Raw genomic sequence first — 24,099 nt, 5'->3', positions numbered from 1 at the left:
CAGCTGCACTCCCGCGCGCGGCACGGCCGGCGCTGCGAGACATTTCTGCTTTGGACGATGTCCCGTCACCGGTCGACTAATCATTGGCTGCCGACAGGCTGCGGCCGCGCTCGGTCGCCGCGGCAATCGCCTTGGCGGTGAGCGCTTCGAACTGGCCGGCCTGAAATGTCTCAATTGCCGCCTGCGTGGTGCCGTTGGGCGAGGTCACCCGGCGGCGGAGCAGCTCCGGTGCTTCGCCCGATTCGGTCAGCATGCGCGAGGCGCCGAGCAGGGTCTGCAGCACCAGCGTGCGTGCGGTGTCGGCTGGCAAGCCTTGCGCCTGCGCGGCAGCTTCCATTGCTTCGGCGAGCAGAAACACATAGGCCGGCCCGCTGCCGGAGACCGCGGTCACCGCATCCATCTGCGCCTCGTCGTCAATCCAGACGGTGACACCGGCGCTCTCCAGCAGGCCGGTTGCCTGCGCGCGTTGCACGTCGGAGACGCGTTGATTGGCATACAAGCCGGTGACGCCGGCACCGAGCAGGGCGGGTGTGTTGGGCATTGCGCGCACCACCGCAAGCTCGCCGCCGGACCAGCGCTCCAGCTGCGGAGCGGTGATGCCGGCGGCAATGGACAGCAGTAGCGGCTGCTGCGCCTGCGCAAGATCGGCCAGCTGTGCGCATACCGCTGGCAGCACCTGCGGCTTGACCGCCAACACCCAGATGGCTGCGCCGTCCACGGCGCTGCGCGCCTGCTCCACCGCATGCACGCCGAAGTCGCGCGACAGCGCATCGCGCAGTTCGGCCACCGGCTCGGCGACGCGGATACTGGCCGCGGGCACGCCTTGCCGGATCAGCCCGGCAATCAGGCTGCGCGCCATGTTGCCGCCGCCGACGAATGCGGTGATAGCAGCGGCAGAAGGCGCGGGCGAGGAGGGCAGAGTCATTGCGACACCTTAAGTAAGAGGAAACGGCGATGTGCTACGCGAGGCCGATCGGAACCGAGGGTCAGGACGCCGCGGCAGCCGACGAGCCGCGTTCGCCGAACAACGCAGTCCCGACCCGCACCATGGTCGCGCCGGCCGCGATCGCTTCGGCAAAATCCGAGCTCATGCCCATCGACAAGGTATCCACCTGCGGGTAGCGGCGCTTGAGGTCATCGAACAGTGCCTGCATGCGGGTAAACGCCGCCATGCGGCGCGCCTGCTCGGGGAATGGCGCGGGAATCGCCATCAGGCCGCGCAATTGCAGCCGCGGCTGCAGCGCGATGGCCGCGGCCAGGTCGTCGACCGCCTCCGGCGCGCAACCATGCTTGCTGTCCTCGTCGTCGATGTTGACCTGGATCAGCACATTCAACGGTGCGCGACTGGCCGGGCGGTGGCTGGCCAGCGGCGCGATCAGCTTGGCGCGGTCCACGGTCTGCACCCAGTCGAACCACTCGCTGGCCAGTTCGGCCTTGTTGGATTGCAGGTGGCCGATCAGGTGCCACTCCAGGCCGAGCGTCTGCAGTTGGGCAATCTTGGTTTGCGCTTCCTGCACGTAGTTTTCGCCGAATGCGCGCTGGCCCTGCGCCGCCAGCGCGGCAACCGCGTCTGCCGGCCGGGTCTTGGACACCGCCAGCAGCCGCACATCGGCGCGCGCGTGCCGAGCCGCGGCGGCGTGGATGGCATCGAGAATCTGCTGCAGCGACGAAGCCGGCACGTGGCAATCCAGGCGGGAAAGGAACGCTATAGTGCCGCCCCCGGCTGCGTCCTTCCAGCCGGCGCGTCGAATCAGGCCGGCCGATGACGCTGCAATGGCGCCAGCCCTCGCCGAGCCTGCCCACAGACGGGGCGAGCTGGCGATCGGCGCGGCGCTGGCCCAGGCAAGGACCGTGCCCGCACCGCGCGCCCAAACCAACGCCTTCAGGCGCGCCCGACGGCGCCGGCCTGAACCGGCCGCGCGCCGCTTCCCGCCAGCAGCCAGAACGCTATACTGCCGCTCGGGGAGTACCTTCCAATCGCAGCCTAGGGGAAAAGCAGCGCATGGATATCGCTGAACTATTGGCGTTTTCCGTCAAAAACAAGGCATCGGACCTGCATCTGTCGGCCGGCTTGCCGCCGATGATCCGTGTCGATGGCGATGTCCGTCGCATCAATATTCCGGCCCTGGATCACAAGCAGGTGCATGCGCTGGTCTACGACATCATGTCGGACAAGCAGCGTCGCGATTACGAGGAATTCCTCGAGGTCGACTTCTCGTTCGAGATTCCGTCGCTGGCGCGCTTCCGCGTCAACGCGTTCAACCAGAACCGCGGCGCCGGTGCGGTGTTCCGCACCATTCCTTCCGAAGTGCTGACGCTGGAGGACCTGGGCTGCCCGCCGATCTTCCGCCAGTTGATCGACCAGCCGCAGGGTCTGATCCTGGTCACCGGTCCGACCGGTTCGGGCAAGTCGACCACGCTCGCCGGCATGATCGACTACATCAACAAGAACGAATACGGCCACATCCTCACGGTCGAGGATCCGATCGAATTCGTGCATACCTCGCAGAAGTGCCTGATCAATCAGCGCGAAGTGCACCGCGATACGCACGGCTTCAACGAGGCGCTGCGCTCGGCGCTGCGCGAAGATCCGGACATCATCCTTGTCGGCGAATTGCGCGACCTGGAAACCATCCGCCTGGCGCTGACCGCCGCCGAAACCGGCCACCTGGTGTTCGGCACCCTGCACACCAGCTCGGCGGCCAAGACCATCGACCGCATCATCGACGTGTTCCCGGCCGGCGAAAAGCCGATGGTGCGCTCGATGCTGTCCGAGTCGCTGCGCGCGGTGATTTCGCAGGCGCTGCTGAAGAAGGTCGGCGGCGGACGCACCGCGGCCTGGGAAATCATGGTCGGCACCCCGGCCATCCGCAACCTGATCCGCGAGGACAAGGTGGCGCAGATGTATTCCTCGATCCAGACCGGCCAGCAATACGGCATGCAGACGCTGGACCAGCATCTGCAGGACCTGGTCAAGCGCAGCCTGATCACGCGCAACCAGGCACGCGAGTACGCCAAGGACAAGCGGATATTCGAGTAGCCGGGATTCGGGATTCGGGATTGGGGATTCGCAACGGCGGCTCCCTGACCGGACCCCGCTCTTGCGAATCCCGAATCTCCCATCCCGAATCCCTGCTCCCGAGGAGCACGCCATGAGCACCATCGACTTCACCTCCTTCCTCAAGCTGATGGCGCACCAGAAGGCGTCGGATCTGTTCATCACCTCGGGGATGCCGCCGGCGATCAAGGTGCACGGCAAGATCAGTCCGATCACCCAGACCCCGCTGACCGCGCAACAGAGTCGCGATCTGGTGTTGAACGTGATGACGCCGTCGCAGCGCGAAGAATTCGAAAAGACCCACGAGTGCAATTTCGCCATCGGCGTGTCCGGGGTCGGGCGCTTTCGCGTGAGCTGCTTCTACCAGCGCAACCAGGTCGGCATGGTGCTGCGCCGGATCGAAACGCGCATCCCCACGGTGGAAGAGTTGAGCCTGCCGCCGGTGATCAAGACGCTGGCGATGACCAAGCGCGGCATCATCATCTTTGTCGGCGCCACCGGCACCGGCAAGTCCACCTCGCTGGCGGCGATGATCGGTTACCGCAACCAGAATTCCACCGGGCACATCATCACCATCGAAGACCCGATCGAATTCGTGCACAAGCACGAGGGCTGCATCATCACCCAGCGCGAAGTCGGCATCGATACCGATAGCTGGGAAAATGCACTGAAAAACACCCTGCGCCAGGCGCCGGACGTGATCATGATCGGCGAGGTGCGCACCCGCGAAGGCATGGATCATGCCGTGGCCTTCGCCGAAACCGGCCATCTGGTGCTGTGCACCCTGCACGCCAATAATGCCAACCAGGCGATGGACCGCATCATCAACTTCTTCCCGGAAGACCGCCGCAACCAGTTGCTGATGGACCTGTCGCTCAATCTCAAGGGCGTGGTCGCGCAGCAGTTGATTCCGACCCCGGATGGCCGCGGCCGCCGCGTGGCGATGGAGATCATGCTGGGCACACCGCTGGTGCAGGACTACATCCGCGACGGCGAGATCCACAAGCTCAAGGAGATCATGAAGGAGTCCACCAACCTGGGCATGCGCACCTTCGACCAGAGCCTGTTCGAGCTGTACCAGGCCGGCGAGATCAGCTACGAAGACGCGCTGCGCTACGCCGACTCGCAGAACGAGGTGCGCCTGCGCATCAAGCTGTCGCAGGGCGGCGACGCCAAGACCCTGGCGCAGGGCCTGGATGGCGTGGAGATTGCCGAGGTTCGCTGAGCGCTTGCAGGAGCGCTGCAAGCCGTGGCGGATGGCCGGGCGTGCATGGAGGCGGGATGGTCTACGCCGGATTCGCTGCAGCGTCCTGCTTGCAGCTGTTTACTGCACGATGCCAGCGACGGACGCCGCCGCAGCCGATGACCGTGCAACGTCGCAACACACGCGTGGGGTGATGTTTCAGATGTAACCAGGCGGGCCGATAGTGTCTAATATCCGCACCCCACCGCAGTGCCCAGCCCGTGAGCCTTCCCGATTCCGATCTCCGTCCGGAGCAACAGCCGTTGCCCGACGACGGCACAGTGATGACTTCCGGTCCGTTGACGCCGCCACCGGATTCGGCCGGCACCTCAGCCGACGATCACGCGTTTCATCACTCGGTGGCCGAGGACGTGCAGGGCATGGTGCTGGCGACGCTGGTCGCCTCGCTGGGCCTGGCGATCTTCGCCAAGGGCGGCCTGATGATCGGCGGCATGGCCGGCGTGGCGTTCCTGCTGCATTACGCGCTGCACTGGAACTTCGGCCTGGTGTTCGTGCTGGTCAACCTGCCGTTCTATTGGCTGAGCGTGCGCCGCATGGGCTGGGAATTCACCCTGAAGACCTTTGCCGCGGTGGGTGCCTGCGGTGCGCTCACCGACCTGCTGCCGCGCTGGGCCGATTACGCGCACATCAGCACGCTGTTTTCGGCGATCGTCGGCGGCGCGCTGGCGGGCCTGGGCATCCTGTTCTTCATCCGCCATCGCGGCAGCCTGGGCGGCATCGGCATCCTGGCGGTGTACCTGCAGCGCGAGCGCGGCTGGAGCGCCGGCAAGGTGCAGATGAGTTTCGATGCGATGCTGATGCTGGTCGCCTTCAGCGTCCTCACCCCTGAAAAGGTGCTGTACTCGGCGCTGGGCGCATTGATGCTGAGCCTGGTGCTGATGTTCAATCACCGCCCGCATCGGTATATGGGCGTGTGATCCAGCGCGTTATCGGGCGCCGTTGATCTAGCTGCGCTCGGCCGCTACGCGGCACGTCGAGGCGGCATGTTGCGCATTGCCGCTGCCGCCATGCGCCGTGCGGCTGCTTGCCGGCGTGTGCGCGCCGACGTTGCCGCTAGACGGTGCCGTTGCGCATCCACGGCGGCGACAGCGCCTGGATGCGCGCGAACACCGGGCAACCGGCATGGTGCGCGCCGGGCAGGTAGCCCAGGCTCATCAGGAACTCGCCGGTGATCTCGCCACCGGTGAAGCGGAAGGTCTTCTTGAACAGCTTGACCCAGGCGGCTTTGTCGAGCGGATGCTGTGCATCCAGCCATTGCGCGAAACTGCCGTGCGAGGCGCGTAACTGCTGGATGACCTGCGCATTGTGGATGGCCGCCAGCACCTTCAACCGGTTGCGGATGATGCCGGCATCGCCGAGCAGCCGCGCAATGTCGCTCTCGCCATAGGCGGCCACCGTGTCCACGTCGAAGCCGTCGTAGGCGCGCTGGAAGTTGCTGCGCTTGCGCAGGATGGTTTCCCAACTCAGCCCGGCCTGATTGATCTCCAGCACCAGGCGCTCAAACAGCTCGCGCTCCTCGCGCTGCGGAAAGCCGTATTCGTGATCATGGTAGTGCCCGTGGACCGGATGCCCGGGGGCGATGCTGCAGTAGCCGCTCATGAGATGCCTGTTGTGGATGTAGCAGGTGTAGGTGGAGCAGCGGCCGGCGCGAAGGCCGGGAGTCCGGCCCGCCACGATAGCGACCGAACAGCGACGCGTGGGTGCACGCATCGACTGCGGTGCCGTAGCAGATCGATCGCAGCACGGCGCAGCCTCGAGGTCCGCGCCGCGCAGCCGCCAGCAATCTGAACGGGTCGGCCTTGCCTGCCGGGTGCCACCGGCGGCGTCTGCGAGGCCGCTGTCCATCGGCAGCATCGGCAGTCCGGTGCCGCGCGCATGCAGCAAGTATGGCAGCGGCTCTGCGCGCGGCGAAGCGAACGGCTAGAATGCGGCCATGTCTGTTTTGCCCACGCCTCTGGCCAACCAACTGCTGATCGCGCTTCCGGCGCTGTCCGATCCCACCTTTTCGCGCAGCGTCGCGCTGATCTGCCAGCACGACGAGAACGGCGCCATGGGCGTGCTGGTCAACCGGCCCTCCGAATACACGCTGGGCGAGGTCCTGTCGCAAATGGGCATCGACACCGTCGACGAGCACCTGCGCGAGCAGATCGTGCTCAGCGGCGGGCCGGTACATCCGGAACGCGGTTTCGTCATCCACGACGATGCGCGCGACTGGGATTCCAGCCTGGAAGTGGGGCAGGGCGTCTATCTGACCACCTCGCGCGACATTCTCGAAGCCATGGCGGCCGGCGAAGGCCCGCGCAATGCGCTGGTGGCGCTGGGCTGTGCCGGCTGGGGGGCGGGTCAGCTGGAATTCGAACTGGGCGAGAACAGCTGGCTGACCGCGCCGTCGGACGCCAATGTGCTGTTCGCCACCGCGCTGGAAGATCGCTGGCAGACCGCTGCCGGGCGCATCGGCGTGGACCTGTTCCGGCTGACGGATTATTCCGGGCATGCCTGAGGCGGGCGCGATCCGCCCGGATGGCACGGTGCTGGGCTTCGACGTGGGATCGCGCCGCATCGGCGTGGCCATCGGCACTGCGCTCGGCGCCGGTGCGCGTGCAGTTGCCGTCATCAATGTGCATGCCAGTGGCCCGGACTGGGTCGCGCTGGATCGCGTGCACAAGCAATGGCGTCCCGACGGCCTGGTGGTCGGCGACCCGCTGACCCTGGACGACAAGGACCAGCCCGCACGCAAGCGCGCGCATGCCTTCGCCCGCCAACTGCGCGAGCGCTATGCGCTGCCGGTGGTGCTGATCGACGAGCGCTCCAGTTCGGTCGAAGCCGCGCAGCGCTTCGCGCGCGAGCGCGCCGACGGGCGCAAGCGCCGCCGCGATGCCGAGGCGCTGGACGCGATGGCGGCCGCGGTGATCGTCGAACGCTGGTTGGCTGCGCCCGACCAGGCCACTCTTCTTCCCTGACACTCCCGACCTGCGATGACCACCATGCAACTCGATTCGGACGGACGCCTGCGCCACCTGCTCACCCTGGAAGGACTGCCGCGCACCACGCTGCTGCAGCTGCTTGATCGTGCCGGCCAGATCCGCGATGCGGCGGTGGGGCGCGTGGGCAAGCGCAGCGTGCTCGCTGGCACCGCGGTGTGCACGCTGTTCTTTGAACCGTCCACGCGCACGCGCAGCTCGTTTCATCTGGCTGCGCAGCGACTAGGCGCGGACGTGCTCAACTTCGATGCCTCCACCTCGTCCACCCGCAAGGGCGAGACCGCGCGCGACACGCTGAAGAATCTCGAGGCGATGGGCGTACGCGGCTTCGTGGTGCGCCATCCCGACGACGGTGCGGTGGAAGCGCTGGCCGCGGCCGCAGGCGAGGGCACTGCCTTGATCAACGCCGGTGACGGACGCAGTTCGCATCCCACCCAGGGCCTGCTCGACATGCTCACCCTGCGCCAGGCCAAGGGCACCGATTTTTCCAAGCTCAAGGTGGTGATTGTCGGTGACGTGAAGCACTCACGCGTTGCGCGCTCGGACCTGCATGCACTGCGCACGCTGGGCGCCGGCGAGATCCGCGTCTGCGGTCCGGCCAGCCTGCTGCCCGACGACGACATGCTGGATGGTTGCGTGGTCGGCCAGGACTTCGACGCCATGCTGGAAGGTGCCGACGCCTTGATGATGCTGCGGCTGCAGCGCGAGCGCATGGAAGAAGGCCTGGTGCCGTCGCTGGAGCAATACCACGCCGACTACGGGCTCACCCGCGAGCGCCTGGCACGCGCCGGCCGCGACGCTGCCGTGCTGCATCCGGGCCCGATCAACCGCGGCGTGGAAATCACCGACGAAGTCGCCGACGGCGCGCAATCGTGCGTGCTGCGCCAGGTCGCCAACGGCGTGGCGGTGCGCATGGCCGTACTGGAAACCCTGCTGGGTTGAGCGAGCCCGGCGACGCGACCGCGCACCCACACTGCGGTCGCGGTCGCCGCCGGCTGAGCGTCTTCGCGCAGACGCATCCAAAAGCCTTACCATCACAACGCGCGCTCCCCCTGCTCTTACGATTCCCGATTCCCGATTCCCGATTCCAGCCACCACGCCATAACATCCACTCGCCTATCGTGGCAGCTCCTTTCATCGCAGGAGATCGCAATGGGTATTTCGCGTCACGCCACCGCTCACTGGGAAGGCGACCTCAAGACCGGCAAGGGCCAGCTCAGCACGCCGCAAAGCGGGCTGATGGACAAGACCCGCTACGCCTTCAGCAGCCGCTTCGGCGACGAGAAAGGCACCAACCCAGAAGAGCTGATTGCCGCCGCCCACGCCGGCTGCTTCACCATGGCGCTGTCGGCACAACTGAGCGAAGCCGGTTTTCCGCCGACCTCGCTGGAGACGCGCGCAGACGTGGATCTGTCGATGGAAGGCGGCCCGCAGCTGTCGCAGATCCGCCTCAAGCTCAAGGCCGTGGTGCCAGGGATCGACGAAGCCAAGTTCCGCGAACTGGCCGACACCGCGAAGAAGAACTGCCCGGTGTCCAAGGCGCTGAGCGCCGTGCCGATCAGTCTGGAAAGCGAATTTTCCAACCAGGCGTGATCCCCTTGCGTGCGCCGGCGATGGTTGCCGGCGCACGCAGCTGGCGGCGACCTGAATAGGGCTTTGCAAGGGCGGGTTGGTTCAGGGCGGTTTCACTGGCGCAGGCCGAGCATCGGCAGCGTGTCCTCCCTGTGAAGCTGCTGCAATGAAAACTCTTGTGCTTGGTGCTCTGGTGATGGGTCTGGCAGTTGCAGGCAATGCAACGGCGCAGCGCTATGACAGCGGCTACGACGGACGTGGCAGCTATGAGGATGGTCGTTACGAATATGCGCGGGTAGTGCGCGTGGACCCGATCATCGTGACCGATTCGTATAACGAGCGCAGCAGCGAACGCTGCTACAACCGCCCGGCAGATGGCTACTACACCAGCAACGACGGCTACTACCGCGATGGCGGCAGCTATGGCCAGGCCGGTGTGTCCAACCGTGGCGTGGCCAGCGTGATCGGCGGTATCGCCGGTGCGGTGCTTGGTAGCCAGGTCGGTGGTGGCAATGGCCGCCTGGTCGGCACCGCCGTCGGCACCATGGCCGGCGTCGCAGCGGGCCGCTCGATCTACGAAGCCAATAATCGCAACTACCAGGGCAATGTCAGCGTCTGCGAGCCGGTGTCCTACCGGCGCGAACGCGATCGTGTCGATGGCTATGACGTGACCTACGAATACGCGGGCCGCACCTACCACACGCGTAGCGACTACAACCCCGGCGACCGCATCCGCGTGCGCGTGGACGTGCGCCCGGACTGACCGCTGCGGTGCCGCACGCTGCGGTCAGGCGATCGACATCCGCCGGTTGAATGAAAAAACGCTACGGGCGACCGCAGCGTTTCTTGTTTCCGCGCAGGCACTCTTCAGCCTGCGGGATCAGGCGCGATCACGCCCAATCCAGCGTGCCGCGGATCACCGTCTGCACCTGGCCGCCAGACCACACATCGCCATTGGCGTCGATGCGCAATTCCAGCAAGGCGTCGAAGCCGATCTCGCGGCCCTGGCTGACCACGTAGCGACGTTCCTTGCCCGGCAATGCCTGGCGACTGTCCAGCCAGGCGGCGAGCACTGCATTGGCCGCGCCGGAGGCGGCATCTTCGAAGCGCCGACCATTGCCGACAAAGGCGCGCACCGCCAGATCGTAGGCACCGGGCGCTGCGGCGCGGGCATAGGCGAACACGCCCATGCTGCCGGTGGATTCGGCCAGCGCGGCGATCGCGTCCCAATCCGGCTGCAGGCCGCGCAGCGCCGCTTCGCTGGCCAGTTCCACCACCCACCAGGTGCGGCCGCCGTCCATCAAGGCGGGCGGCAGGCTGCCGAGTGGCCAGCCGCGCACCGCATCGCGCAGGCGCGGGTCGTCGGCCTCCACCTGCTCGGCCACGCGCGCACGCGGGGTGCGGATGGCGATGCTGCGGTGGCCTGCGATCTGCTCCACGCGCAGCGGCAGCTGGCCGGCGATGCCATCCTGGATCAGCACGCCGTCGTCGGGTGCGGCCAGGCCGGCTTCCAGCACCGCGTGGGCGGTGCCGACGCTGGGGTGGCCGGCAAACGGAACTTCCTTTTGCGGGGAAAACATCCGCAGCCGATAGCTGCTGTGCGCATCCGGCGCTGCAAACACGAAGGTGGTCTCCGGCAGCTTGGTCCAGCGTGCGATGGCCTGCATCGCGGCATCGTCCAGGCCTTGGGCATCCAGCACCACCGCCAGCGGGTTGCCGCTGCCGGGGCGGGCGGAGAACACATCCAGTTGCAGGAAACGGCGGGTGGTCATGGTGGCGGCTCCGCGAACAGGGCGCGGCAGCTTACCAATCGATGCGGCCTTCGATCACTTGCCTGGTCGTTCCGCCGATCCAGACTTCGCCTTCGTGATCCACCTCCACGTGCACACGGCCGTCGCGGCCGACTTCGCGCCCCTGGCTGGCGACATAGCGCGACGCCTGGCCGGGCACGCGGCCTTCGCCGTGCAGGCGCGCGGCAATGCAGGCGTTGGCGCTGCCGGTGACCGGATCTTCCGGGATGCCGTCGCCGGGGCAGAAGGCGCGCACCACCAGGTCCGCACCGCCATTGGCCTGCGGGGCGTAGATGGCCAGGCCGGTGGCTGCGCTGGCCTGGGTCAGGCGGCTGATCGCCGCCAGATCGGGCATCGCCTGGCGTACCGCCTGCGCGTCGGCCAGTTCCAGCAGCCACCAGCCGGGGCCGTTGTTCCACAGTGCGGCCGGGCGTTCGGCCATGCGCAGGCCGGCGCAGGCCTCGTGCAATGCCGCAACATGCGCATCGCCGGTTTCGACTGCTTGCGCACGCGGTGCCCGCAGCCGCACCAGCACGGCGCCATGCCGGTCGATCACCTCTACAGGCAGCACGCCGGCAGCGCATTGCTGGCGCATCCGGCCATCAGGCTTGAACGCCACCAGCCCGTGCGTTGCCGCCGCCCACGCAGCTCCGACGCTGGGATGGCCGGCGAACGGCAGCTCGGCGCGTGGCGTGAAGATACGGATGTGGTAATCCGCATCGGGCGCGCTGACCGGCAGGAAAAAGATCGTCTCCGACAGGTTCAGCCAGGCGGCCATCTGCTGCATCTGCTCCGACGACAACGTCTGCGCGTTGAGGACCACGCCCAACGGATTGCCGTGGCCGTCCTGGCCGCCGAACACATCCAGTTGCAGGTAACGGTGCTTGCTCATGGGGCATGGATCTCGGTCGATGGAGGGCGCGTCGATGGTTGCAGCGCAAACCGTTGCGGTGATGGCCGTGGCCGCCGGCGGGCTGTGACCGTACACGGGGTCATGCGGGCGGCATTGGCAGTAGAATCGGAGGTTCCGCCCGGCGTACCGGGCGTCTTCCCCCTCATCCTAAACGCCTATCTCCATGTCAGCTCCCCACTCTACCGATCGTTGGATCGTCCTCAAGTTCGGCGGCACCTCGGTGTCGCGTCGTCATCGCTGGGACACGATTGGAAAACTGGCGAGCAAACGGGCCAACGAGACCGGCGGCCGCGTGCTGGTGGTGGTGTCCGCGCTGTCGGGCGTGACCAACGAACTCACGGCGATTGCCGATGGCGCTGCCGACAGCGCGCAACGCGTGGCAGCGCTGGAGCAGCGTCATCGCGAGTTCCTGGCCGAGCTGGAGCTGGATGCCGATGCAGTGCTGGGCGAGCGCCTTGCCGCGCTGCATGCATTGATCGGCGACGCGCGCGCGGCAACGCGCACGTTGGACTGGCAGGCCGAGGTGCTGGGGCAGGGCGAGTTGCTGTCTTCCACTATCGGTGCGGCGTATCTGCATGCCAGCGGCCTGGATATGGGCTGGCTGGATGCGCGCCAGTGGCTGTCGGCGCTGCCGCCGCAGCCAAATCAAAGCGAATGGTCCAAGCGCCTGTCGGTGTCCTGCCAGTGGCAGTCCGACGCCGACTGGCGCGCGCGTTTCGATGCGCAGCCCACGCGCCTGTTGATCACCCAGGGCTTCATTTCGCGGCACGCCGATGGCGGCACTGCGATCCTGGGGCGTGGCGGTTCGGATACCTCGGCGGCGTATTTCGGTGCGCTGCTCGGTGCCAGCCGGGTGGAAATCTGGACCGATGTGCCCGGCATGTTCAGCGCCAATCCCAAGGACGTGCCGGACGCGCGGCTGCTGACCCGCCTGGACTATTACGAGGCGCAGGAAATCGCCACCACCGGTGCCAAGGTGCTGCATCCGCGTTCGATCAAGCCATGCCGCGATTCCGGCGTGCCGATGGCGATCCTGGATACCGAGCGCCCCGATCTGCCCGGCACCAGCATCGACGGCAATGCCGAGCCGGTGCCGGGCGTCAAGGCGATCAGCCGGCGCAACGGCATCGTGCTGGTGTCGATGGAAGGCATCGGCATGTGGCAGCAGGTGGGCTTCCTGGCCGATGTGTTTACGCTGTTCAAGAAGCATGGCCTGTCGGTGGACCTGATCGGTTCGGCCGAGACCAATGTCACCGTGTCGCTGGACCCGTCCGAGAACCTGGTCAACACCGATGTGCTGGCGGCGTTGTCGGCCGATCTGTCGCAGATCTGCAAGGTCAAGATCATCGTGCCGTGTGCGGCGATCACCCTGGTCGGGCGCGGCATGCGTTCGCTGCTGCACAAGCTCTCCGACGTGTGGGCCACGTTCGGGCAGGAGCGTGTGCACATGATCTCGCAGTCGTCCAACGACCTGAATCTGACCTTCGTGATCGACGAAGCCGATGCCGATGGCCTGCTGCCGATCCTGCATGCGGAACTGATCGACAGCGGTGCGATGCCGGTGAGCGAAGGCGAGGTGTTCGGGCCGCGCTGGCGCGAGATCATCGGCTCGGTGCGGCCGCGGCCCACGCCGTGGTGGCATGCCGAGCGCGCGCACCTGCTGACACTGTCAAAGGCCGGCACGCCGCGTTACGTCTATCACCTGCCCACGGTGCGTGCGCGGGCGCAGGCGCTGGCGCAGATTGCGGCGGTGGATCAGCGCTATTACGCGATCAAGGCCAATGCGCATCCGGCGATCCTGATGGCGCTGGAACAGGCCGGGTTCGGGCTGGAGTGCGTCTCGCACGGCGAGCTGCGCCGCGTGTTCGATACCTTGCCCGAGCTGTCGCCGCGGCGCGTGCTGTTCACCCCGAGTTTCGCGCCCAAGGCCGAATACGAAGCCGGATTTGCGCTGGGCGTGACCGTCACCGTGGACAACGTCGAAGCATTGCGGCGCTGGCCGGAGGTGTTCCGTGGCCGCAACGTGTGGCTGCGCATCGATCTGGGGCATGGCGACGGGCATCACGAGAAGGTCAACACCGGCGGCAAGGCGTCCAAGTTCGGCTTGTCGTCCACGCGCGTGGATGAGTTCGTGGAAGTGGCGCGCACGCTGGAGGTCACCATCACCGGCGTGCATGCGCACCTGGGCAGTGGCGTGGAGACCGGCGAACACTGGCGCATGATGTACGACGAACTGGCCGGCTTCGCGCGCCGCATCGGCACGGTGGAGACCATCGATATCGGTGGCGGCCTGCCGATTCCGTACAGCGCCGAGGACGAACCGTTCGATCTGGAGCTGTGGGCCAAGGGCCTGGCTGAGGTCAAGGCGGTGCATCCGGGCTACCGGCTGGCGATCGAGCCGGGCCGCTACCTGGTGGCCGAAGCCGGCGTGCTGCTGGCGCAGGTGACCCAGGTGATCGAGAAGGACGGCGTGCAGCGCGTGGGCCTGGATGCGGGCATGAACACGCTGATCCGCCCCGCGCTGTACGACGCCTGGCACGACATCGAAAACCTCAGCCAGCTTGATGCGCCGGCCGATGGCAGCTTCGATATCGTCGGGCCGATCTGCGAATCCTCCGATGTGTTCGGCAAGCGCCGTCGTCTGCCTGCCGCCACCGCGCCGGGCGATGTGATGCTGCTGGCCGATGCCGGTGCCTACGGTTACTCGATGGCCAGCACTTACAACCAGCGCGAATTGCCGCGCGAAGAGGTGATCGATGCGCCCGCAGGCTGAGTTCATTGCACTCAGTACGCTGGCCGGTGGCGCTGCGATCGTGTTCGCCACCGCGCTCCAGCAAGTGAGCCTGGGCATGCCGTGGAGCGACACCTTCAAATGGGCGCTGCCCGCGCTGGTCGCTGCCGGTATCGGCGCGTGGTTGGCTGGGCGTTGGCAACGTCGGCGCGATGCGCGCGGTCCCACGCGTCGCAGCGGCGGGATGGCAGTGCGCACGGTGCTGTTGAGCGCGCTGAGTTATGTGCCGGTGGTGGCGCTGTATCTCGCCGTTGCCTTCGCGGTGTCCGGCGATACCACGGCTGCACGTCTGGATGTGCTGTTGCTGGCAGTGCTGTTCGGTTGCCTGCCGCTGCTGTGGGCTGCGGTGCCGTTTTCCATGATTGAATATGTCCTGTGCCGGCGTTATCTGCGTCGCGTACGTGTTCCTGCAGGTAGTCCATGAGCGCTTTCGACAAACACCAGATTTCCACCTTCCGTTTCGTGCGTTGCGCACTCGACGCGCAGACCGGCGTGGCGACGCTGGTGTATGCCTTCGATCAGGGGCCGGAACTTGTGGAAACCGTTGCCGTGCCCGGCGCGCCATTCGTGCTGGACGGCGCGCGTGCCGCCGCCGTGCAACAGGCCTTGCAGTTGCTGCACCTCATCGCGGGCGTGAGTTACTACAAGGCCGCAGTGCCGCCAACCATTGCCATCGACAGCTACAGCATCGATGCCGATACCGCTGCGCTGGTGGAAAGCGTCTACCTGCACGGCCTGGGCGAGTTCGCCTATCGCAATGGCTTGAACCTGCACGGCAAGATCCACTTGCCGGTGGCTGCACCGGCTGCCGGCGATGCGCCGGCGTTGGGCCTGCGCGAGCACGCCCTGGTTGCGATCGGTGGCGGCAAGGATTCGCTGGTCAGCATCGAAGCGCTGCGGCATGCCGGCATCGACCAAACCGTCAGCTGGATCGGCGGCTCGCAGCTGATCCGGGCCTGCGCCGAGCGCACCGGTCTGCCGGTGCTCAATATCGGCCGCGTGCTGGCGCCGGAATTGTTCGAGCTCAATCGCCAGGGCGCCTGGAACGGGCATATCCCGGTCACTGCGGTGAACTCGGCCATCCTGGTGTTGTCGGCCTTGCTCAATGGCGTGGACCAGGTGGTGTTTTCCAACGAACGTTCGGCCAGTTACGGCAGCCAGATTCCCGGCACCGGCGAGGTCAATCACCAGTGGTCCAAGGGCTGGGCGTTCGAGCAGGCGTTCGGCGATTACGTGCAGCGGCACGTAGCGGCCGACCTGCGCTATTACTCGCTGCTGCGGCCGTTGTCGGAGCTGGCGGTGGCGCGCCAGTTCGCCAAGACCGATCACTACGACGCGCATTTTTCCAGCTGCAACCGCAACTTCCACATCATGGGCGAGCGCCCCGTGCATCGCTGGTGCGGGGTCTGCCCGAAGTGCCATTTCGTGTTCCTGGCATTGGCACCCTTCATGCCCAAGACGCGGCTGGTCAAGATCTTCGGGCGCAATCTGCTCGACGATGCAACCCAGGCCGGCGGCTACGATGCGCTGCTGGAATTCCAGGACCACAAGCCGTTCGAATGCGTCGGTGAAGGGCGCGAATCGCGCGCGGCAATGGCGGTGCTGGCCAGCCGTGCCGAATGGAAGGAGGACGCGCTGGTGCTGCGTTTCATCCGCGAGATCCAGCCGCAGCTGGACCAGCAGGCGCTGCAGCTGGAGCCGTTGCTGGCCATCGACGGCGAACACCGGATTCCGTCGGCGCTGTGGGAGCGCGTGCGTGCGAATTTCGCAGCTTGAGGGCAAGGCGGTTGCGTTATGGGGCTGGGGGCGCGAAGGACGCGCCGCGTATCGCGCACTGCGCGCCGCGTTGCCGACGCAAACGCTGACGGTGTTCTGCAACGCCGACGAAGCGCGCGAGCTCGAGACGCTGGCCGATGCTGCGTTGCATGTGGAAACCGATGCCAGTGCGCAGGCGCTAGGTCAGTTCGATGTGGTGGTGAAATCGCCCGGCATCAGCCCGTATCGCCCCGAGGCGCACACCGCCGCAACCGAGCACGGCACGCAATTCATCGGCGGCACCGCGTTGTGGTTTGCCGAGCATGCGCAGCCTGATGGTTATGTGCCTGGCGCCATCTGCGTCACCGGCACCAAGGGCAAGAGCACCACCACCGCGCTGCTGGCGCATCTGCTGCGTGCGGCCGGCCATCGCACCGCCCTGGTCGGCAATATCGGCCAACCCTTGCTGGAAGTGCTGGCGCCGCAACCGCCGCCGGGCTATTGGGCGATCGAGCTGTCCAGCTACCAGACCGGCGAAGTGGGGCGCAGCGGCGCGCGTCCGGAATTGGCGCTGGTGCTGAACCTGTTTCCCGAGCATCTGGACTGGCATGGCGATGAGGCGCGCTACGTGCGCGACAAGCTGGCGCTGGTCACCGAAGGCCGCCCGCACATTGCCTTGCTCAATGCCGCCGATCCGCATCTGACCCAGCTGCAGTTGCCCGACAGCGAGGTGCGTTGGTTCAACCATCCCGATGGCTGGCATCTGCGCGGCGATGTGGTGTATCGCGGCGAGCAGCCGGTGTTCGACACCGCCAACGTGCCGCTGCCCGGTGAACACAATCGGCGCAACCTGTGCGCGGTGCTGGCAGCGCTGGAAGCCCTGGGGCTGGACGCGGCGGCGCTGGCGCCGGCCGCAGCGAGCTTCCGCCCGTTGCCGAACCGCCTGCAGCTGCTCGGCAGCGTGGACGGCATCAGCTACGTCAACGACTCCATCAGCACCACCCCGCATGCCTCACTGGCGGCGCTGGCCTGCTTTGCGCAACGCCGCGTGGCCTTGCTGGTCGGTGGCCACGATCGCGGGCTGGACTGGCAGGATTTTGCCGCGCAGATGGCGCAGCAGGCGCCGCTGGAAATCGTCACCATGGGCGCGAACGGGCCGCGGATCCATGCGTTGCTGGCGCCGCTGGCCGCGAGCGGTCGCTTCGGCCTGCATGCTGCCGACGACTTGGAGCACGCGATGCGGCTGGCGCGCCAGGCGCTGGGCGAGCAGGGCGGCGTGGTGCTGCTGTCGCCGGGTGCGCCCAGCTTCGGCGCCTATAGCGACTATGTCGCGCGCGGCCGCCATTTCGCCCAGTTGGCCGGGTTCGATCCGGCGGCGATCAGCGCGATTCCCGGCTTGGGCGTGCAGTAGCGCTGCGTTGCGCGCGCGCGGAGCGACGGCGCCATCCGCACCGGGTTTTTTCGACGGCCTTGGCAAAAAGCCGATGCGATCGGTCCGTCGGCATCCACGCTGACCCGGCCTGCACGGCGGCAGCGCCTACACTCGCCGGACCTTCCCGGGAGCAGGCACATGCACAAGCAATGGAGATGGCGTGGCGTTGGGTTGTTCGGTGTCTTGGCGTCGCTGGCGTTGCCCGCTGCGGCAGCGATGCAGGCCAAGCCGCTGGAATGGACGGTCGGCAAGGACACCTTCAGCGGTGTGCTGGTCTACGACGACGCCGGTGCCGCCAAGCGCCCAGGGCTGGTGATGGTGCCGAACTGGCGCGGCGTCAACGATTCGGCGGTCACCAAGGCCAAGCAACTGGCCGGCGACGACTACGTGGTGCTGGTTGCCGACGTCTACGGCAAGGGCAAACGTCCGGCCAACGACAGTGAGGCCGGGCAGTTTGCCGGTGCGCTGAAGAAGGACCCGCCGACGTTGCGCGCCCGCGCGCTGAAGGCGGTGGATGTACTCAAGGCGCAGGCCGGCAAGGCGCCGCTGGATGCATCACGCATCGGTGCGGTGGGGTTCTGCTTCGGCGGCACCACGGTGCTGGAGCTGGTGCGCGCCGGTGCGCAACTGGCCGGTGTGGTCAGCCTGCACGGTGGCATCGCTACGCCCAGCCCGGCGGCGGCCGGCTCGGCCAGGACGCCGCTGCTGGTACTCAATGGCGCCGACGACAAGAGCGTAAGCAAAGCGGACATCGCCGCCTTCGAAACCGAGATGAATGCGGCTGGCGCGGACTGGCAGTTCGTCAATTTCAGCGGTGCGGTGCATTGCTTTGCCGAAGCCGATGCCAACAGCCCGCCAGGCTGCCTGTACAACCCGCGTGCGGCGAAGCGTGCCTACCGCATGCTCGGCGATTTCTTCGACGAACGCTTTGGCGATTGATGAGGTAGCCAGAGGCGGGTGACCGCCGCACTGGCGGCCGTCGGATGTGGCGGACGGCGCGCGGACATGCGGTGCGGGAGCGAGGTGCCGATCCGAACATGGATCGGATCGCGCACGCAGCGTCGGTGTGTGATGCGTTCAGAGGCCGTGTGACAAGGCGCCGCAACCCTGGCATGGGTTGCGGCAGCGTTTTCGCCGGAAAGGCGAGGGTGACCGTCGGCTGTCAGCCCGTTCAGTGAGCGCGGCAGGCGAACCTGCCGCCGCCCGGCTCAATGCGTGCGTTGCACCGCATAGCGCGCCAGGCCGCGCAATGCGGCAACTGCGGGGCTGGGCGGCAACGTGTCCAGCGCCTGTTCGGCAGCGGCGGCATATTCGGCGGCACGCTGGCGGCTGTAATCCAGGCCGCCGGTGGCGTGAATCGCCGCCAGCACTTCGGGCATTGCGCTCGCATCGCCTTGTTCGACGATCTGGCGCAGGCGCTGCCGGGTGCCCGCATCCGAGTGCGCCATGGCGTGGATCAGCGGCAGGGTCGCCTTGCCTTCGGCCAGGTCGTCGCCCAGGTTCTTGCCCAGGTCCGCGGCGTCGGCAGCGTAGTCGAGCACGTCGTCGGCAATCTGGAAGGCAAAGCCCAACTGCATGCCGTAGTCGTACAGGCGCTGCTGCACCTGCGCATCCGCGCCCGAGGCCAGCGCGCCCAGGCGGGTGCCGGCGGCAAACAGCACCGCGGTCTTGCGCTCGATCACGCGCAGGTAGGCGGCTTCGTCGGTGTCGGGGTTGTGCACGTGCAGCAGCTGCAGCACCTCGCCTTCGGCGATGCGGTTGGTGGTGTCGGCCAGGATCTGCATGACTTCCATGCGATCCAGCTCCACCATCAACTGAAAGCTGCGCGAATACAGGAAATCGCCGACCAGCACGCTGGGCGCGTTGCCCCATAGCGCATTGGCGGTGCTGCGCCCGCGGCGCAGGTCCGATTCGTCCACCACGTCGTCGTGCAGCAATGTGGAGGTGTGGATGAACTCGATGATCGCCGCCAGTTGATGGTGCTCCGGGCCGGAGCCGCCAGCGGCGTGGCCGGCCAGCATCACCAGCATCGGCCGCAGGCGTTTGCCGCCGGCGGAGATGATGTGATCGGCGATCTGGTTGATCAGCACGACATCCGAGGCCAGACGGCGACGGATCAGCGCGTCGACCGCGGCCATGTCGGGCGCGGCGAGGGACTGGATCTGGGGCAGGCCCAGGACGGTGGGGAGGTCTTCGGCGATGGTCATGCGCAGGCGTTCGTGATGTGCGCCGATTATAGGTGTCTGGGCCAGATCCGTCCCGCTGGCCGTGTCCGAAGGCCTCCGGAGTGGCCGCAAACCCTTGCGGCGCCAGCGTCGGGCCTGTCGGCGAGCGCCCGGATTCCGACCTGCCGGCGCGGCATTCCCCGGCCCGGCGCTGCGGCGATCCGCCGGGACCGTGGCCGGCAGGTGCGGTAACATTGGCACCAAGACATTCACCGCCGCGCCCATTGGCGCCGGCGCACCATCTCGGAAGCATCTATGGCCCGCGGCATCAACAAAGTCATCCTCGTCGGCAACCTCGGCAACGATCCCGACACCAAGTACACCCAGGCCGGCATGGCGATCACGCGCGTGAGTCTGGCCACCACCAGCATGCGCAAGGACCGCGATGGCAACAACCAGGAGCGCACCGAGTGGCACCGCGTGGTGTTCTTCGGCAAGTTGGGCGAGATCGCCGGCGAGTACTTGCGCAAGGGCTCGCAGGTGTACGTCGAAGGCGAGCTGCGTTACGACAAGTACACCGGCCAGGACGGCGTGGAGAAGTACAGCACCGACATCGTCGCCAATGAGATGCAGATGCTCGGCGGCCGTGGCGAAGGCGGCGGTGGTGGCGGCATGGGCGGCGATCGCCCGCAGCGCAGCCAGGCTCCGCGCCAGCAGCAAGGCGGTGGCGGTGGTGGTCAGGGCGGCGGTCAGGATTACGCCCCGCGTCGTCAGCAGCCGGCCCAGCAGCAGTCGGCACCGCCGATGGACGATTTTGCCGACGACGATATCCCGTTCTGATCGGCAGCCAGCCTGCTTGTCATTCAGAAGGCCCGCATCGCGCGGGCCTTTTGCTTGCCGGTCGCTGATTGCATCGACGCAGGCCGGGCTGTTCCGAAGCTCCCTGGACGCGCAGGCCTGGTCGGTACGACGGCTCCGCTCACCAATCTCGACCAAGTCTGGCTAACAACACTTCGCTCGCAATCGTCAGGTCGCTGAGAACGCCGCGCACCCATGGTGTGTCTGCCTGCCACACACCGATTCCGGACATGGGCCGCGCCCACCTGGAGTTGCGCGCAGTTTTTACTACCAGTTGCGCTACGCCGACGTCCGGTCGCGGCCGTTCTGCTTGGCGCGATACAAGGCCGAGTCGGCGTCGTGCACGAAGGCATCCGGGGTGCGTGGCGTTTCGCCCGGTTCGAACGTCGCTACGCCGACGCTGACGGTGACGTGCGCGCTGGTCGGGCTGGACAGGTGCATCAGCCCGAGCCCGGCGACGGCGCTGCGGATTGCGTCGGCCAGCCGCAGTGCGCCGGCGGCATCTGTCTGCGGCAGGATCATGCCGAACTCTTCGCCGCCGTAGCGCGCGGCAATGTCTTCGCTGCGCCGTGAGCAACCGGCAATCGCGCCTGCGACCAGGCGCAGGCAGGCGTCGCCGTTGACGTGGCCATAAGTGTCGTTATAGAGCTTGAAATGATCGACATCGATCATCAGCACCGACAGCGGTGCCTGTCGATGCACAGCCTGCTGCAAGGCACGCGAGAGCCGGTGGTCGAACGCACGACGGTTGGCAATGCCGGTGAGTGCATCTATCCAGGCTTCGGAGCTGAGCTTGTCCTCGTTGCGATGCATGCGGCGTAACTGCAGATCCAGCCAGATGCCGACGCCCAGCAGTAACGCGCATCCCAGTGCGGCGATCACGATCCGCTGGCGCACGGATTGCCGCCAGTTGGCCAATGCATCATCGACCGCGACCCCGGTCAATACGGTCAATGGATAGGCCTGCGCTGGCGCGAAACTGGAAATGCGCTCCACGCCGTCGATCGGCGAACGATAGGTGGCAGTGCCATGCCTGCGCGCGCGCATGGCGACGTAGATCGAGGTGCCTGCGATCGAGGTGCCGATCACGCCCGGTTTGTCGGGCCGGCGTACCAGCACGATGCCGTCGTCATTGGTCATGCCGATGGTGCCGTTCGGGCCGACCTCGAAGGTGCTGTAGTAGTTCTGGAAATACTTCAGTTGCAGCGTGACCAGGACCACGCCGGCAAATTCGCCGCGGGGGGTGTTGAGGCGCCGGCTCAAGGTGAGCACCCAACTGCCATCGGAGCGGCTCTGCACCGGCGGCCCGACCAGCGACAAGGCGTCGCGATGATCGCGGTGATATTTGAAATAGGCGCGATCGGCGTTGTTGTGTTTCCTGGGCGTGCTGTCCAGTGACGAACTCACCCAATTGCCGTCGGCCGCATAGATGAAGATGCCATGCAGCCGGTCCGAGCGACGCGCTTCATGCACCAGGAAGTCATGCATGACCAGTCGCGCGCTGGCCGAGCCCTGGTCGTGCTCCACCCGCGAAACCAGCCCCGACAGCACGGCGTCGGCGATCGTCAGGGTGTCGCTGGCATGCTGCGCCAGCGAATTGGCGAGGTTCAACGATTGCGCTTCGGCGGTACGCAGGGCACTCGTGCGCTCGTCGTGGATGGACCAGTATTCCGAACCAAGCAGCAGCAGGCACGAAATGCTCAGCACAAAGTGCAACGCGATGCGTTGTGCTCGTTGCCGTCGCCGCTTGCCGGGTGATGTCACGTGAGTTACCTGTCTGGACATCAGGACGTTGCAACCGCCGTGCCAGCTTAGCCGTGGGCGCCGCGTGGAATCGTTTGCATCATGTGGCGCAATGCCGATCTGTGATTGATGCCTCATGCGTTGTACGGCAGCTCACCCAGCGTGCGACTGCGCTGCTGTCCCGCCTGCTCTCATCACCGTGCTCGATGCTGCGAGGATCACCAGCTCATAACGGAGTCCAAAGCCAGCTCGACTGCATGCGGATAACGCCCGGCGTGTTATCCCGAAGATCGATCACAGCAAGGAGCGCCCCATGCGCGCGATTCGTTTAGCTCAGCCTGCAGGCCTGAATGCATTACATGGTGTTGCCTTGCCCGACCCCGGGCAGCCGGCACGCGGTCAGATCAGGGTGCGGCTGCATGCAAGCTCGTTGAATTTCCATGACCTTGGCGTGGTGTCAGGGCAGATGCCGACCGCTGAGGGCCGTATCCCCATGTCCGACGGTGCCGGCGTGGTCGAGGCCGTCGGGCCTGAGGTGGATGAGTTCGCCGTTGGCGATCATGTGGTGTCCACCTTCTTCCCCGAGTGGCTGGATGGCGAGCCGCTGCATGCCGGCTTTGCCACCACGCCCGGCGATGGCGTCGATGGCTATGCACGCTCTGCGGTGGTGGCCGCCGCCCATGCGTTCACACACGCCCCGGCCGGCTACAGCCATGCCGAAGCGGCGACCCTGACCACGGCCGGCGTCACCGCATGGCGCGCCCTGGTGGTCAACGGCGGACTCAAGGCCGGCGACAGCGTGCTGGTGCTCGGCACCGGCGGCGTATCGATCTTTGCATTGCAGTTCGCCAAGGCGATGGGTGCCACCGTCATCGCGACATCGTCGTCCGACGAGAAACTGGCCAAGGCGCGTGCACTGGGCGCAGACCATGTCATCAATTATCGACAGCATGCCGAGTGGTCGGCGCAGGTGCTGGAGATCACCAATGGCCGCGGCGTGGATCACGTGGTCGAGGTCGGTGGGCCGGGCACGTTGGCGCAATCGATCCGCGCTGCGCGGGTTGGCGGGCATATCGCCTTGATCGGCGTGTTGACCGGTGCCGCGGGCCCGGTGCCGACCGCGGAAATGATGGGCCGGCAGCAGCGCCTGCAGGGGCTGGTGGTCGGCAGTCGCACGCATCAACAGCAGCTGGTGCGTGCACTGGATGCGTTGCCGCTGCGGCCGGTGATCGATCGCGCCTTCGCGCTCGACGATATCGCCGAGGCCTTCGCGCTGCAGCAGGCGGGCGGCCATCTGGGCAAGATCGTGCTGGAATTCTAGGAGCGGTCGAAAACGCGCCGCGCTTGCCGTGAGGCGGGCGCGGCCGCTGTGTGGGATCGTCAGGTGTCACTCGTGCACGCTGCAACTCCACGCTATCCACACTCAGCTGACGGCCGATCGCCACGCGCTGGCCGCCGCTCAAGAGCGGTCGTTCGCGTCCGGATGTTTTCGATGCAACGCATCCGGATTCGGAAGACAAGCACCGCGTGGTGGAGACCGAAGCAAGTGCGCTGACGCAGATGACATCGTCGTTGTCAGCACATGGAAAGGTCTCGAACCATTTCAAGAACCTGAGGCGCGCTGCCAAACGCGAGCTGCCTGCAGCACACACGATCGTTGTGCAGCGAGTACGCAACCCATTCCAACAATGATGAGCGCGTTTCATAGGCGCATGCAGTCCATGCCGTCAATGCCCGCCTGCAGCGCCTCTAGAATCAGGCCATACCGCCGATTCGC

At 66.6% G+C, this 24,099-nt stretch carries 22 protein-coding genes; 15 read left to right on the top strand and 7 right to left on the bottom strand.

Annotated features, from left to right (window positions below; all coding sequences use genetic code 11):
• Nucleotides 1-76: 76 nt before the first annotated feature.
• Together proC and AC1PLA_RS14615 are read right to left on the bottom strand one after the other, a co-directional pair.
• Nucleotides 77-925, bottom strand: a complete 849-nt coding sequence (gene proC, locus AC1PLA_RS14620) for a pyrroline-5-carboxylate reductase (protein ID WP_349779827.1) — start codon at nt 923-925, stop codon at nt 77-79.
• A gap of 61 nt (nt 926-986) precedes the next feature.
• Nucleotides 987-1,679 carry a YggS family pyridoxal phosphate-dependent enzyme gene (locus tag AC1PLA_RS14615; protein ID WP_349779826.1) on the bottom strand — a complete coding sequence of 231 codons (693 nt, stop codon included), beginning with the start codon at nt 1,677-1,679 and terminating at the stop codon, nt 987-989.
• Nucleotides 1,680-2,002: 323 nt separating this feature from the next.
• Here AC1PLA_RS14615 and AC1PLA_RS14610 point away from each other — a divergent pair, with 323 nt between their 5' ends.
• From AC1PLA_RS14610 to AC1PLA_RS14600, 3 genes are all read left to right on the top strand, one after another.
• Nucleotides 2,003-3,040, top strand: coding sequence for a type IV pilus twitching motility protein PilT (locus AC1PLA_RS14610; RefSeq protein WP_003489919.1), 1,038 nt, complete (start codon nt 2,003-2,005; stop codon nt 3,038-3,040).
• Nucleotides 3,041-3,152: 112 nt separating this feature from the next.
• Nucleotides 3,153-4,283, top strand: a complete 1,131-nt coding sequence (locus AC1PLA_RS14605; RefSeq protein ID WP_016902355.1) for a PilT/PilU family type 4a pilus ATPase — start codon at nt 3,153-3,155, stop codon at nt 4,281-4,283.
• A 281-nt stretch (nt 4,284-4,564) separates the two neighbouring features.
• A complete protein-coding gene (locus tag AC1PLA_RS14600) occupies nt 4,565-5,239 on the top strand; it encodes a YitT family protein (RefSeq protein WP_349779927.1) in 675 nt (224 codons plus the stop codon).
• 136 nt (nt 5,240-5,375) lie between these two features.
• Here AC1PLA_RS14600 and AC1PLA_RS14595 read toward each other — a convergent pair whose 3' ends face one another.
• Nucleotides 5,376-5,921: a DNA-3-methyladenine glycosylase I gene (locus tag AC1PLA_RS14595; RefSeq protein WP_349779825.1), complete on the bottom strand. Its 546-nt coding sequence runs from the start codon at nt 5,919-5,921 to the stop codon at nt 5,376-5,378.
• A gap of 334 nt (nt 5,922-6,255) precedes the next feature.
• Here AC1PLA_RS14595 and AC1PLA_RS14590 point away from each other — a divergent pair, with 334 nt between their 5' ends.
• The 5 genes from AC1PLA_RS14590 to AC1PLA_RS14570 all read left to right on the top strand — a co-directional run bounded on the left by AC1PLA_RS14590 (nt 6,256) and on the right by AC1PLA_RS14570 (nt 9,638).
• Entirely contained in the window at nt 6,256-6,822 is a 567-nt protein-coding gene (locus AC1PLA_RS14590; protein ID WP_011051924.1) for a YqgE/AlgH family protein, read from the top strand.
• On the top strand, nt 6,815-7,282 hold the full coding sequence (gene ruvX / locus AC1PLA_RS14585) for a Holliday junction resolvase RuvX (protein WP_104573639.1): 468 nt from the start codon (nt 6,815-6,817) through the stop codon (nt 7,280-7,282). The genes AC1PLA_RS14590 and ruvX overlap by 8 nt, the downstream gene beginning before the upstream one ends.
• Before the next feature lie 15 nt (nt 7,283-7,297).
• Nucleotides 7,298-8,245, top strand: a complete 948-nt coding sequence (locus tag AC1PLA_RS14580) for an aspartate carbamoyltransferase catalytic subunit (RefSeq protein WP_039526216.1) — start codon at nt 7,298-7,300, stop codon at nt 8,243-8,245.
• A gap of 210 nt (nt 8,246-8,455) precedes the next feature.
• Complete coding sequence (locus tag AC1PLA_RS14575; protein ID WP_126965878.1) at nt 8,456-8,896, top strand: OsmC family protein; 441 nt, start codon at nt 8,456-8,458, stop codon at nt 8,894-8,896.
• Nucleotides 8,897-9,041: 145 nt separating this feature from the next.
• Nucleotides 9,042-9,638 carry a glycine zipper 2TM domain-containing protein gene (locus AC1PLA_RS14570; protein ID WP_349779824.1) on the top strand — a complete coding sequence of 199 codons (597 nt, stop codon included), beginning with the start codon at nt 9,042-9,044 and terminating at the stop codon, nt 9,636-9,638.
• A gap of 127 nt (nt 9,639-9,765) precedes the next feature.
• Here AC1PLA_RS14570 and AC1PLA_RS14565 read toward each other — a convergent pair whose 3' ends face one another.
• The gene (locus AC1PLA_RS14565; protein ID WP_039513838.1) at nt 9,766-10,647 is read right to left on the bottom strand and encodes a PhzF family phenazine biosynthesis protein; all 882 of its coding nucleotides are present in this window, start codon (nt 10,645-10,647) and stop codon (nt 9,766-9,768) included.
• Between the two features lie 31 nt (nt 10,648-10,678).
• Nucleotides 10,679-11,557: a PhzF family phenazine biosynthesis protein gene (locus tag AC1PLA_RS14560; protein WP_349779823.1), complete on the bottom strand. Its 879-nt coding sequence runs from the start codon at nt 11,555-11,557 to the stop codon at nt 10,679-10,681.
• 184 nt (nt 11,558-11,741) lie between these two features.
• Between AC1PLA_RS14560 and AC1PLA_RS14555 the strand changes: the two genes are divergently transcribed.
• The 5 genes from AC1PLA_RS14555 to AC1PLA_RS14535 all read left to right on the top strand — a co-directional run bounded on the left by AC1PLA_RS14555 (nt 11,742) and on the right by AC1PLA_RS14535 (nt 18,495).
• Nucleotides 11,742-14,351 (top strand): bifunctional aspartate kinase/diaminopimelate decarboxylase, encoded by a 2,610-nt coding sequence (locus AC1PLA_RS14555; protein ID WP_016902365.1) that lies wholly within the window; start codon nt 11,742-11,744, stop codon nt 14,349-14,351.
• Nucleotides 14,335-14,793 (top strand): membrane protein, encoded by a 459-nt coding sequence (locus AC1PLA_RS14550; protein ID WP_047129051.1) that lies wholly within the window; start codon nt 14,335-14,337, stop codon nt 14,791-14,793. The genes AC1PLA_RS14555 and AC1PLA_RS14550 overlap by 17 nt, the downstream gene beginning before the upstream one ends.
• On the top strand, nt 14,790-16,145 hold the full coding sequence (gene murL / locus AC1PLA_RS14545; RefSeq protein WP_047129050.1) for a UDP-N-acetyl-alpha-D-muramoyl-L-alanyl-L-glutamate epimerase: 1,356 nt from the start codon (nt 14,790-14,792) through the stop codon (nt 16,143-16,145). The genes AC1PLA_RS14550 and murL overlap by 4 nt, the downstream gene beginning before the upstream one ends.
• Nucleotides 16,126-17,535, top strand: a complete 1,410-nt coding sequence (gene murD, locus AC1PLA_RS14540) for a UDP-N-acetylmuramoyl-L-alanine--D-glutamate ligase (protein WP_481104827.1) — start codon at nt 16,126-16,128, stop codon at nt 17,533-17,535. The genes murL and murD overlap by 20 nt, the downstream gene beginning before the upstream one ends.
• A gap of 159 nt (nt 17,536-17,694) precedes the next feature.
• A complete protein-coding gene (locus tag AC1PLA_RS14535; protein ID WP_047129048.1) occupies nt 17,695-18,495 on the top strand; it encodes a dienelactone hydrolase family protein in 801 nt (266 codons plus the stop codon).
• Between the two features lie 269 nt (nt 18,496-18,764).
• Here AC1PLA_RS14535 and AC1PLA_RS14530 read toward each other — a convergent pair whose 3' ends face one another.
• Nucleotides 18,765-19,763: a polyprenyl synthetase family protein gene (locus AC1PLA_RS14530; protein ID WP_411758225.1), complete on the bottom strand. Its 999-nt coding sequence runs from the start codon at nt 19,761-19,763 to the stop codon at nt 18,765-18,767.
• Between the two features lie 273 nt (nt 19,764-20,036).
• On the opposite strand from AC1PLA_RS14530, the gene AC1PLA_RS14525 reads away from it, so the two are divergent.
• Complete coding sequence (locus AC1PLA_RS14525; RefSeq protein WP_016902371.1) at nt 20,037-20,561, top strand: single-stranded DNA-binding protein; 525 nt, start codon at nt 20,037-20,039, stop codon at nt 20,559-20,561.
• 297 nt (nt 20,562-20,858) lie between these two features.
• Here AC1PLA_RS14525 and AC1PLA_RS14520 read toward each other — a convergent pair whose 3' ends face one another.
• Complete coding sequence (locus tag AC1PLA_RS14520; protein WP_228599849.1) at nt 20,859-22,364, bottom strand: sensor domain-containing diguanylate cyclase; 1,506 nt, start codon at nt 22,362-22,364, stop codon at nt 20,859-20,861.
• 271 nt (nt 22,365-22,635) lie between these two features.
• Between AC1PLA_RS14520 and AC1PLA_RS14515 the strand changes: the two genes are divergently transcribed.
• Nucleotides 22,636-23,643: a zinc-dependent alcohol dehydrogenase family protein gene (locus tag AC1PLA_RS14515; protein WP_228599848.1), complete on the top strand. Its 1,008-nt coding sequence runs from the start codon at nt 22,636-22,638 to the stop codon at nt 23,641-23,643.
• Nucleotides 23,644-24,099 lie beyond the last annotated feature (456 nt).

This window comes from Xanthomonas sp. NCPPB 1826 (genome assembly GCF_056725285.1).
This window is presented reverse-complemented; position numbering and strand designations above follow the sequence as displayed.